Origin of the sequence: Leifsonia shinshuensis (assembly GCF_022606355.1) — a bacterium.
GTDB classification, from domain to species: Bacteria; Actinomycetota; Actinomycetes; order Actinomycetales; family Microbacteriaceae; genus Leifsonia; species Leifsonia shinshuensis_B.
Genome location: NZ_JAHHZQ010000005.1, coordinates 297,268 through 310,782, shown reverse-complemented (window position 1 = coordinate 310,782; position 13,515 = coordinate 297,268). Strand labels below are relative to the sequence as shown.

Below are 13,515 nucleotides of genomic sequence, written 5' to 3'. Positions count from 1 at the left end.
ACACTCTAGCGTTCTCGTGTGCGACGCCCGAACTTCCCCGCTGGAGACGACTCCGCCGACGGCCGCGAGCGCCCCGAGCCGCCGACCGAGGTCTACGGACGCGTGCCCGCAGCCGATCCGCGCCGGCCGGTGCGGGCGACGCGGCCGGCGTCCGGCGTGCCATCGGGTCGCGGAGCGGCCGCCGCAGGAGCCGCCGCCGGAGGTGCCGCCGCGGGTGCCGCGGCGCGTGGCGCCGGCGCAGCGGGCCGAGCGGGCGCGGCGCAGAACGACCCCGCCCTCGACCTGTTCGGGCTCTCCGGCTCGCCGGCCCCTGCGCCGGGAGACGGCGGCTTCGGCGACGACGGCGGCACAGGCGGCGGCCGTGGCGGCGGCGGCACGGGAGGCCGCGGCGGCCGTGGCGGGAAGGGCCCGCGCAAACATCGCCGCGCCAAGCGCATCATCGCCTGGACCGCCGGAACCCTCGCCGTGCTGCTCGTGGTCGTCGGCGGTTACGCGGCGTACAGCTACTTCCGCTTCGTGGGCGGCGTGAGCCATGTCGACGTGATCGCGTCCCCCGGCAACGGGCAGACCCAGAACATCCTGCTCGTCGGCGACGACCACCGGCCCGACAACGCCACCCAGGCGCAGTTGAACCAGCTGAGCACCACGCAGGACGGCGGCGGCACCAACACGGACACCATGATGATCCTGCACATCCCGGCCAACGGGAAGTCCGCGACCCTCGTCTCCCTCCCCCGCGACTCCTGGGTGAACGTGCCGGGTCACGGCATGAACAAGCTGAACGCGGCCTTCTCGCTCGGCGGCGGCGGGAGCAACCCGACCAGCGGCGCCAAGCTGCTCATCCAGACCGTGCAGGATCTCACCGGACTGACGATCGACCACTACGTGCGCGTCTCACTGCTCGGCTTCTACACGATCGCGCAGGCGCTCGGCCCGGTGGAGGTGTGCCTCAACAACGCCGTGAACGACCCGTACTCCGGCGCGAACTTCCCGGCCGGGGTCTCGACGCTCGGCGCGAAGCAGGCGCTGTCGTTCGTGCGTCAGCGCCACGGCCTCCCCCGCGGCGACCTCGACCGCGTCGTGCGCCAGCAGTACTTCCTGTCGGTCGAGGCGCATAAGTTCCTGTCGGCGGGCACTCTGCTCAACCCGGGCAAGCTGACCGCCACGCTGGATGCCGTGAGCGGCTCGCTCGAGACCGACCCCGGCCTCAACTTCCTCCAGCTCGCGGCGCAGCTGCAGGGCCTCACCGGCGGCAAGATCAAGTCGGCGACCATCCCGATCTCGGGCACGCCGACCATCACGGTCGACGGCCAGGACCTCTCGATCGTGCAGGTGGACACCGCGGCGATGCCGGCGTTCGTCCAGAGCCTGGAGGGTGTCCCGTCGGCGTACGACAGCGCGACGGCGGCCAAGCCCGGGGACACCACGGTGACCGTGCTGAACGGAGGCAGCCAGAACGGTGCAGCGGGCACGGCGACCCAGACCTTCACCGCTGCCGGGTTCAAGACCGGAACGCCCGGCGACGCCGACACGACCGCCACCACGACGATCCAGTACCCGAAGGGCCAGGAGTCGCAGGCCAAGGCGGTCGCCGCACTGCTCCCCGGTGCCGCGGTTCAGCAGAGCGGCAGCGTGAAGGGCGTCACGGTCGTGCTCGGCGACGACGGACTGATGCCCACGGCCCCCGGCGCCGGCGGTTCCACCGGCGCCGCCCCCACCGCTCCCGCGCCGTCGCCCACCCCCACCGGCGTGGGCACCAACTACGACTCCAAGGTCTGCATCAACTGACCCCCGCGCCATCGCTTCCTCACTTTCTCCCGCTCTCACGCGGCGTGTCGCGGGAGAAAGTGAGGAAGCGATGGCTGCGAGACGGGAGACGGGTCAGTCGAAGAGACGGCGGAAGACGTTGGTGTCGGCGAGGTCGATGAGCTCGTCGCCGCGGCCCGACATGATCGTGCGCAGCGCGTAGAGCGTGAACCCCTTGACCTGCTCTGCGGTGATCGCCGGCGGGATGCTGAGCTCCTGACGCGCGGTCACCACATCGACCAGGGCAGGGCCGTCGTGCGCGAACGCCGTGCGCAGCGCACTCTCCAGCTCGTCCGGCTTCTCCACCCGCTGACCGTGTATGCCGATGGCCTCCGCCACGCGCGCGAAGTCCGGGTTCTCGAGGCCCGTGCCGAAGTTGACGAAGCCCGCGGCCTTCATCTCCACCTCCACGAAGTTCAGCGAGGAGTTGTTGAAGACCACGATCTTCACGGGGAGCTTGTTCTGCACGAGCGTGAGCAGCTCGCCGAACAGCATCGTGAGGCCGCCGTCGCCGGCGAGCGCGACGACCTGACGCCCGGGGAACGCCGCCTGCGCCCCGACCGCCTGCGACAGCGCGTTCGCCATGCTGCCGTGGTTGAACGAGCCGATCAGCCGTCGTGAGCCGTTCATCCGCAGGTAGCGCGCCGCCCAGACCACCGGAGAGCCGACGTCCGGGATGAAGACGGCGTCCTCCGCGGAGAGCTCGCTGATCAGCCGGGCGACGTACTGCGGGTGGATGGGCGTGCGGTTGCGGTCGTTGACGGCCAAGTCGTCGAGGCTCTTGCGGGCCTTCAGGTAATGCGAGCGGGAGGAGTCGAGGTGCTTGGTGTCCTTTCGCTCCTTCAGGAGGGGCAGGAGCGCCTCCACCGTGTCCTTCACGCTGCCGACCAGCCCGAGGTCGATGGGCGTGCGCCTGCCGAGGTTCTCGCCGCGGATGTCGACCTGGATGATCTTCGCCTTGGACGGATAGAACTGCTGGTAGGGGAAGTCCGTGCCGAGCATCAGCAGCGCGTCGCAGGCCTCCATCGCGCGGTAGCCCGAGGAGAAGCCGAGGAGGCCGGTCATCCCGACGTCGTAGGGGTTGTCGTACTCGACGAACTCCTTGCCGCGCATCGCGTGCACGACGGGAGCGCGCAGGGCGCCCGCGATGTCGATCAGCTGCGGGTGCGCGCCCTCCACGCCGGCGCCGGCGAGGATGGTCACGCGCTTGGCGCTGTTGAGGATGTCGGCCGCGGCGGCGAGCTCGGCGTCCGCCGGCCTGGTCACGCGCGGGCTGTAGACGATCGGGGCCGACGGCCGACGGCCGACGCTGTCTTTGAGGAAGACCTCGCCGGGGATGACCACGACGGCGACGCCGCGCCGCTCGATCGCGGTGCGCATCGCGATCTCGAGGACGCGCGGCAGTTGCTCGGGGTAGCTGACCAGCTCGGTGTAGACCGCCGCCTCGCGGAACAGGTCCTGCGGGTGCGTCTCCTGGAAGTAGCTGCTGCCGATCTCGGGGCCGGGGATCTGCGCGGCGATCGCGAGCACGGGAACACGGCTGCGATTGGCGTCGAAGAGCCCGTTGATGAGGTGGAGGTTGCCCGGCCCGCAGCTGCCGGCGCAGACGGCCAGCTCGCCGGTGAGCGCGGCCTCGGCCGCGGCGGCGAAGGCGGCGGCCTCCTCGTGGCGCACATGTTCCCAGGTGATGCCGTCGGAGCGGCGCAGCGCGTCGGTGAACCCGTTGAGCGAGTCACCGGGGATGCCGTAGACCCGCTGGACCCCGGCCTCCTTGATGATCTGGACGATGGTGTCGGCGACGGTTGTCATGCGGCGTCCTCCTCGGTCGGCACTGCGGCGGTCGGTGTGGCGGCGATACTCCTCACGCTACTCCGCGGCCGCGACCGCGTCAGGATCCGTCCTGTGCAAACGCGCACATCACACACATAGGTGCGCGGCATTAATGTATTCCCGTCATGGTCACCCAACCCCGCGCCCTCGTGACGCGCGACGCCATCCTCCGCGGCGCCGCCGAGGTCTTCGGCGCGCGCGGCTACGGCCTGGCCTCCATCGCCGACATCGCCGCAGCGGCCGGGCTGACCAAGGGCGCGCTGTACTTCCACTTCGCCTCGAAGGACGAGCTCGCCTTCGCCGTGATCGAGGAGCAGCACCGCCGCACCATGGCCGCGTCGAATGCGATCGCGGCCGAGGGCCGCCCGGCGCTCGAGACGCTGATCCTGCTGTGCCGCAGCCTCGCGCTGCAATTGCTGGGGGATCCCATCGTGCAGGCGGGCATCCGCCTGACCACCGACGTGGCATCGGCCGACCAGCCGGTCGTCGAGCCGTACGAGGACTGGTTCGCCGCGATCGAGGAGCTGATCCGGCGTGCGATCGCCGAGGGCGACGTCGCGGAGAGCGTCGATCCCGCCGTGTTCGCGCATTTCGCCTCGCCGGCGTTCACCGGCGTGCAGCTGGTGTCGGCGACCCTGACCGCGCGCGCCGATCTTCTGCAACGCGCGCGCGAGATGTGGGTCGTCCTGCTGCCGGGCATCGCGGCGGAAGGCCGCCTCGACGCGCTGCGCGGGCTGCCCGACCTCATCGTGGAGTGAGTCGGGCGGCGTGATTCGGGCGGAGCGACCTCGCCGGGCGACGCGGGAGCACCGGTGACGCGGCGGGGACCCGCCCGACCGACATCCCCCCAGTCGCCGAAGCATGTACGTCGGTCGGGCGTTCGCCCCCGCCCGTCCATATTACATGCATAACCGGTCGATCGGTTTGTTTCCCGGCCTCACCGGGTCGTTCGCCCCCGGGGTTGCGCAGGCCCGTCGGTTAGACTCGCGGGTGGGGAGCCGCGAGAGCGGCACGGAATGGCACCATGGGGAGGTCGTCGATGTCGGCACGGACGAAACAGAAGAAACGGGCGTCGATGCGCCTGGTCTACATCGACTTCTGGTCCGCGCTGAAGATGTCGTTCTTGATCAGCCTGGTGCTGGCGGTGGTCACCGTCGCGCTGACCCTGCTGATCTGGTCGGTGCTCGACAAGATCGGCCTGGTGTCCTCGATGAGCAGCTTCCTCGAGAGCATCGCCGGCGCGCAGGGCGCCGCACTCGTCGCCGGTCTGACGTTCGGCAACGTGATGACCTTCACGCTGGTGGTCTCGCTGCTGGAGGTCATCGTCGTCTCCGCACTCGGTGCGATCTTCGCCGCCCTCTTCAACCTCGCCACCAATGTCGTGGGCGGCTGGAAGGTCACGTTCGGGAGCGACTGAGCGGGCCGCTCCGGCTCTCGTCGCCGAGCCGTTCGAGCCCGCCGACCAGCAGGTCGACGCCGAACGCGAAGGCGGCCGCCGAGTCCGAGGCATCCAACGGGTCGGCAGCCTCCCCGGTCGCCAGCACGCCGATGCTGTCGAACTGCATCCGCTGCTGCTCGTGCGAGACGTGGCCGAGCACGAAGTGGAGGAGAGCCGTGGCCGCCCGGTCGGAGGTCTCGGCGTCGAAGCCGCCGGACGCCGCGGCGGCCGCGAGCCGGCGCTGCGCCGCGGAATCGCCGAGGCCGAGGGCGTAGGTGCTGGCGACGACCTCCGCACCGTCGCGGTAGGCCAGCAGCGCGTCGCGGAGGGCGACCGACTCGGCGCGGAGGCGATCGGGCCAGGCGGTCGTGTCGGTCGGGGCGCCCGCTCCGCGCGCGACGATGCGGTCGGCGAGCTCGGCGAGCAGCGTCTGCTTGTTGGGGAAGTGCCAGTACAGCGCGCTCGGCTGCACGTCGAGGGCGGCGGCGAGGCGGCGCATCGTGAGGTCGGGCAGGCCGTAGTCGTCGAGGATGCGCAACGCGGTCTCCGCCACGTCGTCGCGGGTGTGCCTGCGGCCGCTTTCGTTTCCCGTCACGCCACCACTATAGTGAACGCTGTTCAGGTGAACACCGTTCAGGTGACGGCCCCGCCCCGAAGGACTGACCCATGACCGACTCCTCCCGCACCCTCCGACGCGGCGCCCGCAGGCTCGATGCGACCGACGTCGCCCGGGTCGCCGTCGTCGCCGCGCTCGTCGCCGTGCTCGGCCTCCCCGGCGGTTTCAGCCTGTTCGGGGCCGTCCCGATCACCGCGCAGACGCTCGGCGTGATGCTCGCCGGCGCGCTCCTCGGACCCTGGCTCGGCGCGCTGTCCATGGGCGTGCTGCTCGCGCTCGTCGCAGCGGGGCTCCCCCTGCTGGCCGGGGGCCGCGGCGGGATCGGCGTCTTCGTCGGCCCGTCGGCCGGCTACCTGTTCGGCTGGATCGCCGGCGCCGTCGTCATCGGGCTGATCGTCCACTGGGGCAACCGCAAGCCGGTCGCCTGGCGGACCTTCGCCGGTGTGGTCGTCGGGGGCATCCTCGTCGTCTACGCCGTCGGCATCCCGGTGCAGAGCCTCGTCACGCGACTCCCGCTCGCCGAGACCGCGCTCACCAGCCTGGCGTTCGTGCCGGGCGACCTGGTGAAGGCCGTGATCGCGACGGCCGTCGTCACCACCCTCGTGCGCGCCTACCCGCGGGCCTTCCGGCGCACGTGGGTCGCGAAGCCGGTCGCCGTCACTGTGAGCGAGCGCGACCGGGACGGCGCACCGGTCGCGTGACGACGATCGTCCCCCTGCGCGACGACGACCCGGCGCTGCTCGAACGACTGGCATCGGCGCGCGACGCAGGCCAGGTGCCGCTGGTGCTCGACGCCCGTAGGCCGCCCGAGCAGCTGCGGGCTGCCGTCGCGACAGCCTCGCGCGCCGACCTCGACGGCATCGGCTGGGCCACCCTCACCTCCGGGAGCAGTGGAACGCCCCGCGTCGTCCTGCGCACCCGGGCGTCGTGGGAGGAGTCCTTCGCCGCCGTCGACGATCTGATGGGAGCCGCGAGCGCTATCGCCCTCCCCGCTCCGGCCTCCTCGTCGCTGACGCTCTTCTCGCTGGCGCACGCGCTCAGCGGAGGACCGCGACCGCTGCTCGACGACATCGCGGCGGCGGACGGCTTCCACGGCACGCCCGAGGGGCTCCGCCGCGTGCTCGACGCGGGATCCGCGCCCGGGCTCCGCGCCGCCCTCGTCGGCGGCTCGCACCTCGACCCGTCGTTGCGTGCGCGCGCGGAGGAGTCGGGCATCCGGGTGACCGCGTACTACGGTGCGGCCGAGCTGTCGTTCGTCGCCGTGGACCGGGGCGACGGTCTGGTCCCGTTCCCCGGCGTGGAACTGCGCGTCGTCGATGGTGAGCTCTGGGTGCGCTCGCCGTTCGTCGCCTCGGGGTACGCGGGCGCGAGCGGCCCGCTGCGGCGGGACGGAGCGTGGGCGACGGTCGGCGACCGTGCGGAGCTCATGCCGGGCGACGGGGGCGGTGAACGGCTGCGGCTGCTCGGGCGGGCGGACGACGCCATCCTCAGCGCGTCGGCGACGATCGTCCCCGACGAGGTGGAGGCGGAGCTGCGTGCCCTGCCCGGTGTGCGCGATGCGCTGGTCTTCGGTCTCCCGACCGGTCGCGTCGGGGCGCTGGTGGCGGCGCTGATCGAGCCGTCCGGCGCCGACCTCCCGCTCTCCGAGCTGCGCGCGGCGGCCTCCGCTCGGCTCGCACCGGCGCACCGCCCGCGGCGCTGGTACCAGGGGGCGCTGCCGCGCACCGCCTCAGGAAAGCCGGCGCGTGCGGAAGCGCTGCGTCGAGTGCTCGCCGGGGAGGTGCGTCGGGTTGACTGAGGCTCCTGTCGTCATCACCTGCCGCTGCACGCCGACCGCGCCGGTGGGCGTTGGCGTGGGCGTGCACGAGTTCGCTCGGGAGGTGCATCCACGTGGCTGATGCACCCGTCGTCATCACCTGCCGCTGCGCGCCGACCGCGCCGGTGGGCGTGGGCGTGCATGAGTTCGATCGGGAGGTGCAGCCACGTGGCTGATGCACCCGTCGTCATCACCTGCCGCTGCACGCCGACCGCGCCGGTGGGCGTGGGCGTGCACGAGTTCGCTCGGGAGGTGCATCCACGTGGCTGATGCACCCGTCGTCATCGCCGCCCGCCGCACGCCCATCGGCAGGCGGGGCAGAGCGCTGGCCGCCGTGCGCGTCCACGAGCTCGCCGCCCCCGTTCTGCGGGCCGCGCTCGACGATGCCGAGACGGCGACAGGGACGACGGTGGAGATCGCCGACGTGCTGCTGGGCAACTGCATGGGTCCGGGCGGCAACCCCGCGCGGCTGGCCGCCCTCGCCGCGGGACTCGACCCGGCGGTCCCTGGGGGCACGGTCGACCGGCAGTGCGGCAGCGGCCTCGCCGCCATCCTCGACGCGGCGGCGGCGATCCGCGCAGGCGACAGGAGGGCCCGGCTCGCCGGCGGTGCGGAGAGCGCCTCCACCGCACCGGTGCGCTCGATCGACGGCGTGCCGTACGATCGCGCGCCGTTCGCGCCGGCCGGATTCCCCGACCCCGACATGGTGCGCGCGGCCGAAGACCTCGCCGCGCACGAAGGGATCGAGCGCACGCGGCTGGACGCCCACGCCGCCCGCAGCCACGCCCGCGCCGTCGCCGCGTACTCGGCCGGTCGCTTCGCCGACGAACTGGTAACCGTCGCCGGCCTCGACCGCGACGACGCCGTCGGCGGCGCGGAACGGGTCCTCCCCCGGCTGCCGGCGCTGTTCCCGGGCGGTGCGCTGACCGCGGGCACCTCCACTCGCATCGGCGACGGCGCGGCCGCCGTCGTCGTCGCTCCCGCCGGGACCGCGCCGGGCCTCGCCGTGCGCGCGGGAGCCATCGTGGGCGGCGATCCCGCGCTGCCGGGTCTCGGCGCCGCACCCGCGATCCTCCGGGCGCTTTCGGCTACGGGGAGTGACGTGGGCGCCATCGCGGCCTTCGAGGTGGTGGAGGCGTTCGCGTCGCAGAGCATCGCCGTGCTCGACCGCATCGGCGTCGCCGACGACGACCCGCGGGTGTGCGCGGACGGCGGCGCCCTCGCCCTCGGCCACCCGTGGGGCGCGAGCGGCGCGGTCGCTGTGGTCCGGCTGTTCGGCCGGCTGGTGCGCGGCGGCGCGCCGGCCGGCACGCTCGGCGTCGCCGCGGCCTCCGTCGGCGGAGGGCTCGGCGTTGCCGCGGTGTTCGAGGTGGTGCGATGAGCGGGCTTCCTCGGGGGCCGAAGGGCGCGAGCGCGCAGCACGTGCGGTCGAAGGGCACGTCGTCGCCCCTTTCCGGGCGCGGAAGGGGCAACTACGTGCCCCTCGCTGGCGGCGCGGCCACCCGCGCTGCACGCGGTCGGACGACGAGCACGCAGCACGCGCGGCCGAAGGGCACGTCGTCGCCCCTATCCGGGCGCGGAAGGGGCAACTACGTGCCCCTCGCTGGCGGCGCGGCCACCCGCGCTGCACGAAGTGGGACGACGAGCGCGCAGCACGCGTGGCCGAAGGGCACGTCGTCGCCCCTTTCCGGAAGCGGAAGGGGCAACTACGTGGCCCTCGCTGGCGGCGCGGCCAGCTGCGCTGCACACGGTGGGACGACGAGCGCACAGCGTGTGCGGTCGAAGAGCACGTCGTCGCCCCTATCCGGGCGCGGAAGGGGCAACTACGTGCCCCTCGCTGCCGACGCGGCCACCCGCGCTGCACACGGTCGGGCGGCGAGCACGCAGCACGCGCGGCCGAAGGGCACGTCGTCGCCCTTTTCCGGGCGCAGAAGGGGCAACTACGTGCCCCTCGCGCACGGCGCGCACGGCGCGCACGGCGTGAGCCCGGCGTTCGAGGTGGTGCGATGAGCGGGCTGCTCCTGACGGGCGTCGGGGTGCGTCTCGGCGACGTCGACGTGCTGCACGACGTCGACCTCGACCTCGATGCGCGTACGGTCGCGGTGATCGGCGAGAACGGGTCGGGCAAGTCCACGTTCGCGCGACTCCTGGGCGGGCTGGTGCCGGCCTCGGCGGGCGGGGTGCGCATCCTCGGGCTCGATCCGGCCCGGCAGGCCGGCGAACTGCGGCGGCGGACGGCGGTGGTGTTCAGCAATCCGGACGCGCAGATCATCATGCCGACCGTGCAGGAGGACGTCGCGTTCTCCCTCCGCCCCGAACGCCTCGGCAGGGAGGCGACCGCCTCCCGGGTCGCGGAGGCTCTCGACCGGTTCGGGCTCACCGCACTCGCCGACCACCCCTCGCACGACCTCTCCGGAGGCCAGAAGCAGCTGCTCGCGCTGTGCGGCGCGTTCGTGCGGCGTCCGGAGCTGGTCGTCGCGGACGAGCCGACCGCCTACCTCGACGCCCGCAACGCCCGCCGGGTCGCCGACCACCTGCTCGAGGACGCCGGCCACCGCCTCGTCCTCGTCACCCACGACCTGTCGCTCGCGGCGCGCTGCGACGCCGCTGTGCTCTTCGCGGGCGGCACCATCGACGCGGTCGGCGAGCCGTCGGAGGTCGTGGCCGCATACGAGCGCCTGCTGGCAGAGGGGAGCCTCCCCTGCTGACCCTCTACCGCCCGGGAAACGGGCCCCTGCATCGGATGCCGGCCGGACCGAAGCTGCTGCTGGTCGTCGCAGCCGTGCTCGGGGTGTCGCTGCTTCCCGCCACCTGGGTCGGAGCGGCCGTCGCAGCGATCGTCCCGGTGCTCGCGTATGCCGCTTCCGGTCTCGGCGACGGGCTGCTCGGGATGCGCGAGCTCGGCCGTCAACTGCTCGCCGTGCGCTGGGTGATCGTGATCACCGTCGCCGGCCAACTGTTGTTCCTCGGCCCCGAACCGGCGGTCGCCAACACCACCCGGGTGACCTCGGCGATCGTGCTGGCCGCCCTGCTCGTCCTCACGACCCGGGTCGCCGACCTCCTCGACGCGCTCGAACACGGTCTGCGCCCGCTGACCGCACTGCGCGTCGACCCGGCCAGGGTTGCGCTGCTGCTCACCGTCACCCTCAGCACCGTGCCCGTGCTCGCCGGGCTCGCGCGCGACGTGCGCGACGCGCAACGCGCCCGCGGCGCCCGGGCGGGACTGCGCGCGTTCGCGGTGCCGTTCCTGGTGCTGGCGTTCAAGCACGCGGACGAGCTCGGCGACGCGTTGACGGCGCGGGGTGTGCGATGAGCGCCGTCTCCCGCCCGCACGTGCTCGGGCCGACGGTCGACGACCAGACGCGCTGCATCCACTACCGAACCCCACTCGACGTCGTCGCCATCCGTTTCGCGTGCTGCGGCGAGTACTACCCCTGCCACCTCTGCCACGCCGAGACGGCCGATCACCCGGCACGGCAGTGGCCGGTCGCCGAACGCGACGAGCGCGCCGTGCTGTGCGGGGTGTGCGCCGCGACGCTGACGATCACCGACTACCTGGAGGTGGCTGCGTGCCCGGCGTGCGGTGCGGCGTTCAACCCGGGGTGCAAGCTGCACACGGAGCTGTACTTCGAGGTGCCGTGATTCCGGCGACCCTCACATCACCACGACGACCTTCCCGCGCGCCCTCCCTGCCCCGATGTGGTCGATCGCTTCGGCCGTGCGGTCCAGCGGATAGACGGTGTCGATGACCGGGCGCACCGTGCCGGTGTCGATGAGGCCGGACAGCTCGGCGAGGTCCTCCGCGCGCTCGCGCGACATGAGCCCGATCAGCCGTTGCCGGGTGGTGGCGTTGCGGAGGCCGGCGGCCGCGAGGCGTTCGGTTCCGCCGAGGACGCTGCCGGCGGACTCCCCTCCGACCAGGACGAGCGCGCCCTCCGGGGCGAGGCTCCTGCGCAGGAGGCCCAGCGGGCGGCTGCCGGCGATGTCGATGATGGCGTCCCAGATGCGCCCGAGGCCGAGCGGGTCGGTCGTCGTGTAGTCGATCGCGTCCGTCGCACCCAGCTCGCGGACCAGGTCGAGCTTGCCGCCGCTGCACACGCCGGTCACCAGCGCCCCGCGCGCGACGGCGAGTTGGACGGCGTAGTGCCCGACCCCGCCGGCCGCGCCGAGCACGAGAACGCGGTCGCCCGCTTCGAGGTGTGCGGCGGCCACCGCTTGCAGGGCGGTCACGGCCGAGATCGGCACCGCCGCTGCCTCCTCGAAGCCGAGGCCGCGCGGGATCCGCACGACCGCCGCACGGGGCGCCCGGACGTACTCGGCGAGCGCCCCGGCCGCGGCCCCGTAGACCCTGTCGCCCGGCTGGAGGTCGTGAACATCCGCGCCCACCGCCTCCACTTCGCCCGCGAACGCCAGGCCGCGCACGCGCGGTCTGGGACCCCGCAGCCCGAAGCCCATCGCCCGCATCAGGTACGGACGTCCGGTGGTGAGGTGCCAGGTGCCGGCGTCGATCCCTGCCGCGCGCACCCGCACCAGCACGTCGCGCGCACCCGCCTCGGGGACCGGGACCTCCTCCACTCGGAGCGCGGCCGTCGTCCCGTACGCATCCTGCACGACTGCTCTCATGATCGTCGCCTCACTCCTCGGGGTACTGGAACACGTCGTCGAGCGGCACCCCGAACACCCGCGCGAGTTGGAAGGCCATCTCCAGCGAGGGCGAGTACCGCCCCTGCTCGATGGCGATGATGGTCTGGCGGGTGACGCCGACCCGCTCGGCGAGCTCGGCCTGGGTCATCTCGCCCGCCCCGAATCGCAGCGCCCGGATGCTGTTCGTCACGCGCGTCGGCTTCACCATGCCGGGAGGCCCTTGCGGTAGGCGACAAGGGTCGCGATCGAGCCGACGACGGCCGACAGGACGAAGGCCAGGTAGACCGCGTTGGCGATCCAGAACCAGGGCGCCTCGAACAGGGCCAGCACGAGCGCGGCCAGCGCGCCGATGACGACGAACGCCTGGCCGACCCGCTCGCCGAACACCTTGATCTCGCGGTCGCGCTGGTCGCGTTTGTCGGCCTCCCGCGGGTTAGCGATCGAGATGCCGATGCGGGCGAGGATGTTGGCCACGATGGCGCCGACGACCGTGCCGATCAGCAGCGGGATGTAGGCACCGGGGCCGTTGACGCCGAGCAGGATCAGGTAGACGGCGTAGCCCAGGACGGCCACGACCAGGTAGGCCCAGGCGACCTTCTCATCGAAGGAGACGGACATCGCACACCTCGCATGTCAAGAATTGTAGACATGGAGAGTGTAAAACGAGTCGTACTCCAAGTCAATAAATCTTTACATCGCAGCAGGGGATTCGTGACGAATGTCGCGATTCGTGCCACGAAAGAAGGGATTCGTGACGAATGTCGCGTTTCGTGCCACGAATGACGGGATTCGTGACGAATGTCGCGTTTCGTGCCTCGAAAGAAGGGATTCGTGACGAATGTCGTGGCGTGGCCGGCGCGTCAGGGAGTGGTCTCGGCGCGCGCGTACTCGGAGCCCGAAGGGGTCCGCTCCAGGAGGCCGGCGTCGACCAGGTAGCGGCGCAGCGCCGCAGGGTCACCGCTGAAGCGCGCCAGACGTTCGGTGACCTCCCGCTCGCCCACCACCTCGCCCGGGGTCAGGGCGCGGTCGGCCACCCAGCGCAGCAGCTCCTCCCGATCGGACTGTGCCGACGGGTACCGATCGATGCGCCCGTCGGCGTCGAGGAAGCGCTGCACGCCGGTCGGGCGGGTACGGCCTCCCGCGGCGAGCGCCGCCCGGATGCTCGCCTCGGACACGACCGACCCGCTCTCGGACGAGGTCACGAGCCCGGCCGCGGCGAGCGCCGCGAGCGCGCGCTCCCCGCGTGCCCCTCCCTCGGTCGGCAGCCCCAGCGTCACCCGCGCGAACGCGGCACGGGTCTCGGGGTTGGCAAGCGCGGCGAGCATCCGCTTCCAGTCGTTCTCGGCCATGCGGCCACGGTACCGC

General features: G+C 72.6%; 15 protein-coding genes. 9 read left to right on the top strand and 6 right to left on the bottom strand.

The features are described from left to right. The first annotated feature begins 18 nt into the window (after positions 1–18). A complete protein-coding gene (locus KNO15_RS23420) occupies positions 19–1,788 on the top strand; it encodes an LCP family protein (RefSeq protein ID WP_241705612.1) in 1,770 nt (589 codons plus the stop codon). A gap of 93 nt (positions 1,789–1,881) precedes the next feature. On the opposite strand, the gene poxB is transcribed toward KNO15_RS23420, so the two are convergent. Further along, positions 1,882–3,615 carry a ubiquinone-dependent pyruvate dehydrogenase gene (poxB, locus tag KNO15_RS20185; RefSeq protein WP_241705611.1) on the bottom strand — a complete coding sequence of 578 codons (1,734 nt, stop codon included), beginning with the start codon at positions 3,613–3,615 and terminating at the stop codon, positions 1,882–1,884. Between the two features lie 146 nt (positions 3,616–3,761). Here poxB and KNO15_RS20180 point away from each other — a divergent pair, with 146 nt between their 5' ends. Both KNO15_RS20180 and KNO15_RS20175 read left to right on the top strand, forming a co-directional pair. Then, positions 3,762–4,394: a ScbR family autoregulator-binding transcription factor gene (locus tag KNO15_RS20180; RefSeq protein WP_241705610.1), complete on the top strand. Its 633-nt coding sequence runs from the start codon at positions 3,762–3,764 to the stop codon at positions 4,392–4,394. Positions 4,395–4,675: 281 nt separating this feature from the next. Beyond that, positions 4,676–5,053, top strand: coding sequence for a DUF3566 domain-containing protein (locus tag KNO15_RS20175; RefSeq protein ID WP_241705609.1), 378 nt, complete (start codon positions 4,676–4,678; stop codon positions 5,051–5,053). Here KNO15_RS20175 and KNO15_RS20170 read toward each other — a convergent pair. After that, on the bottom strand, positions 5,034–5,669 hold the full coding sequence (locus KNO15_RS20170) for a TetR/AcrR family transcriptional regulator C-terminal domain-containing protein (RefSeq protein WP_241705608.1): 636 nt from the start codon (positions 5,667–5,669) through the stop codon (positions 5,034–5,036). The genes KNO15_RS20175 and KNO15_RS20170 overlap by 20 nt on opposite strands. A 71-nt stretch (positions 5,670–5,740) precedes the next feature. On the opposite strand from KNO15_RS20170, the gene KNO15_RS20165 reads away from it, so the two are divergent. The 6 genes from KNO15_RS20165 to KNO15_RS20140 all read left to right on the top strand — a co-directional run bounded on the left by KNO15_RS20165 (position 5,741) and on the right by KNO15_RS20140 (position 11,148). Then, entirely contained in the window at positions 5,741–6,391 is a 651-nt protein-coding gene (locus tag KNO15_RS20165) for a biotin transporter BioY (protein ID WP_241705607.1), read from the top strand. Continuing rightward, the gene (locus KNO15_RS20160; RefSeq protein ID WP_241705606.1) at positions 6,388–7,488 is read left to right on the top strand and encodes an AMP-binding protein; all 1,101 of its coding nucleotides are present in this window, start codon (positions 6,388–6,390) and stop codon (positions 7,486–7,488) included. The genes KNO15_RS20165 and KNO15_RS20160 overlap by 4 nt, the downstream gene beginning before the upstream one ends. A gap of 280 nt (positions 7,489–7,768) precedes the next feature. Then, positions 7,769–8,887 carry an acetyl-CoA C-acyltransferase gene (locus KNO15_RS20155; protein WP_241705605.1) on the top strand — a complete coding sequence of 373 codons (1,119 nt, stop codon included), beginning with the start codon at positions 7,769–7,771 and terminating at the stop codon, positions 8,885–8,887. Between the two features lie 625 nt (positions 8,888–9,512). Beyond that, a complete protein-coding gene (locus tag KNO15_RS20150) occupies positions 9,513–10,214 on the top strand; it encodes an energy-coupling factor ABC transporter ATP-binding protein (protein ID WP_241705604.1) in 702 nt (233 codons plus the stop codon). Continuing rightward, positions 10,208–10,819 carry an energy-coupling factor transporter transmembrane component T family protein gene (locus KNO15_RS20145; RefSeq protein WP_241705953.1) on the top strand — a complete coding sequence of 204 codons (612 nt, stop codon included), beginning with the start codon at positions 10,208–10,210 and terminating at the stop codon, positions 10,817–10,819. Before KNO15_RS20150 ends, KNO15_RS20145 begins: the two co-directional genes overlap by 7 nt. After that, a complete protein-coding gene (locus KNO15_RS20140; protein ID WP_241705603.1) occupies positions 10,816–11,148 on the top strand; it encodes a CHY zinc finger protein in 333 nt (110 codons plus the stop codon). The genes KNO15_RS20145 and KNO15_RS20140 overlap by 4 nt, the downstream gene beginning before the upstream one ends. 12 nt (positions 11,149–11,160) lie before the next feature. Here the strand turns inward: KNO15_RS20140 and KNO15_RS20135 are convergent, their stop codons facing one another. The 4 genes from KNO15_RS20135 to KNO15_RS20120 all read right to left on the bottom strand — a co-directional run bounded on the left by KNO15_RS20135 (position 11,161) and on the right by KNO15_RS20120 (position 13,499). Beyond that, positions 11,161–12,129: an NAD(P)-dependent alcohol dehydrogenase gene (locus KNO15_RS20135; RefSeq protein WP_241705602.1), complete on the bottom strand. Its 969-nt coding sequence runs from the start codon at positions 12,127–12,129 to the stop codon at positions 11,161–11,163. Between the two features lie 10 nt (positions 12,130–12,139). Continuing rightward, on the bottom strand, positions 12,140–12,358 hold the full coding sequence (locus KNO15_RS20130; RefSeq protein ID WP_208041206.1) for a helix-turn-helix transcriptional regulator: 219 nt from the start codon (positions 12,356–12,358) through the stop codon (positions 12,140–12,142). Further along, on the bottom strand, positions 12,352–12,768 hold the full coding sequence (locus KNO15_RS20125; protein WP_241705601.1) for a hypothetical protein: 417 nt from the start codon (positions 12,766–12,768) through the stop codon (positions 12,352–12,354). Before KNO15_RS20125 ends, KNO15_RS20130 begins: the two co-directional genes overlap by 7 nt. 242 nt (positions 12,769–13,010) lie before the next feature. After that, positions 13,011–13,499 (bottom strand): DUF2087 domain-containing protein, encoded by a 489-nt coding sequence (locus KNO15_RS20120; protein WP_241705600.1) that lies wholly within the window; start codon positions 13,497–13,499, stop codon positions 13,011–13,013. Positions 13,500–13,515 lie beyond the last annotated feature (16 nt).

Excerpts from the sequence above, each read along its gene's own strand:
- KNO15_RS20135 (WP_241705602.1), bottom strand. The coding sequence starts at position 12,129 with ATGAGAGCAGTCGTGCAGGATGCGTACGGGACGACGGCCGCGCTCCGA.
- KNO15_RS20120 (WP_241705600.1), bottom strand. The coding sequence starts at position 13,499 with ATGGCCGAGAACGACTGGAAGCGGATGCTCGCCGCGCTTGCCAACCCC.
- KNO15_RS20150 (WP_241705604.1), top strand. The coding sequence starts at position 9,513 with ATGAGCGGGCTGCTCCTGACGGGCGTCGGGGTGCGTCTCGGCGACGTC.
- KNO15_RS20175 (WP_241705609.1), top strand. The coding sequence starts at position 4,676 with ATGTCGGCACGGACGAAACAGAAGAAACGGGCGTCGATGCGCCTGGTC.
- KNO15_RS20180 (WP_241705610.1), top strand. The coding sequence starts at position 3,762 with ATGGTCACCCAACCCCGCGCCCTCGTGACGCGCGACGCCATCCTCCGC.
- KNO15_RS20125 (WP_241705601.1), bottom strand. The coding sequence starts at position 12,768 with ATGTCCGTCTCCTTCGATGAGAAGGTCGCCTGGGCCTACCTGGTCGTG.
- poxB (WP_241705611.1), bottom strand. The coding sequence starts at position 3,615 with ATGACAACCGTCGCCGACACCATCGTCCAGATCATCAAGGAGGCCGGG.
- KNO15_RS20165 (WP_241705607.1), top strand. The coding sequence starts at position 5,741 with ATGACCGACTCCTCCCGCACCCTCCGACGCGGCGCCCGCAGGCTCGAT.
- KNO15_RS20130 (WP_208041206.1), bottom strand. The coding sequence starts at position 12,358 with ATGGTGAAGCCGACGCGCGTGACGAACAGCATCCGGGCGCTGCGATTC.
- KNO15_RS20140 (WP_241705603.1), top strand. The coding sequence starts at position 10,816 with ATGAGCGCCGTCTCCCGCCCGCACGTGCTCGGGCCGACGGTCGACGAC.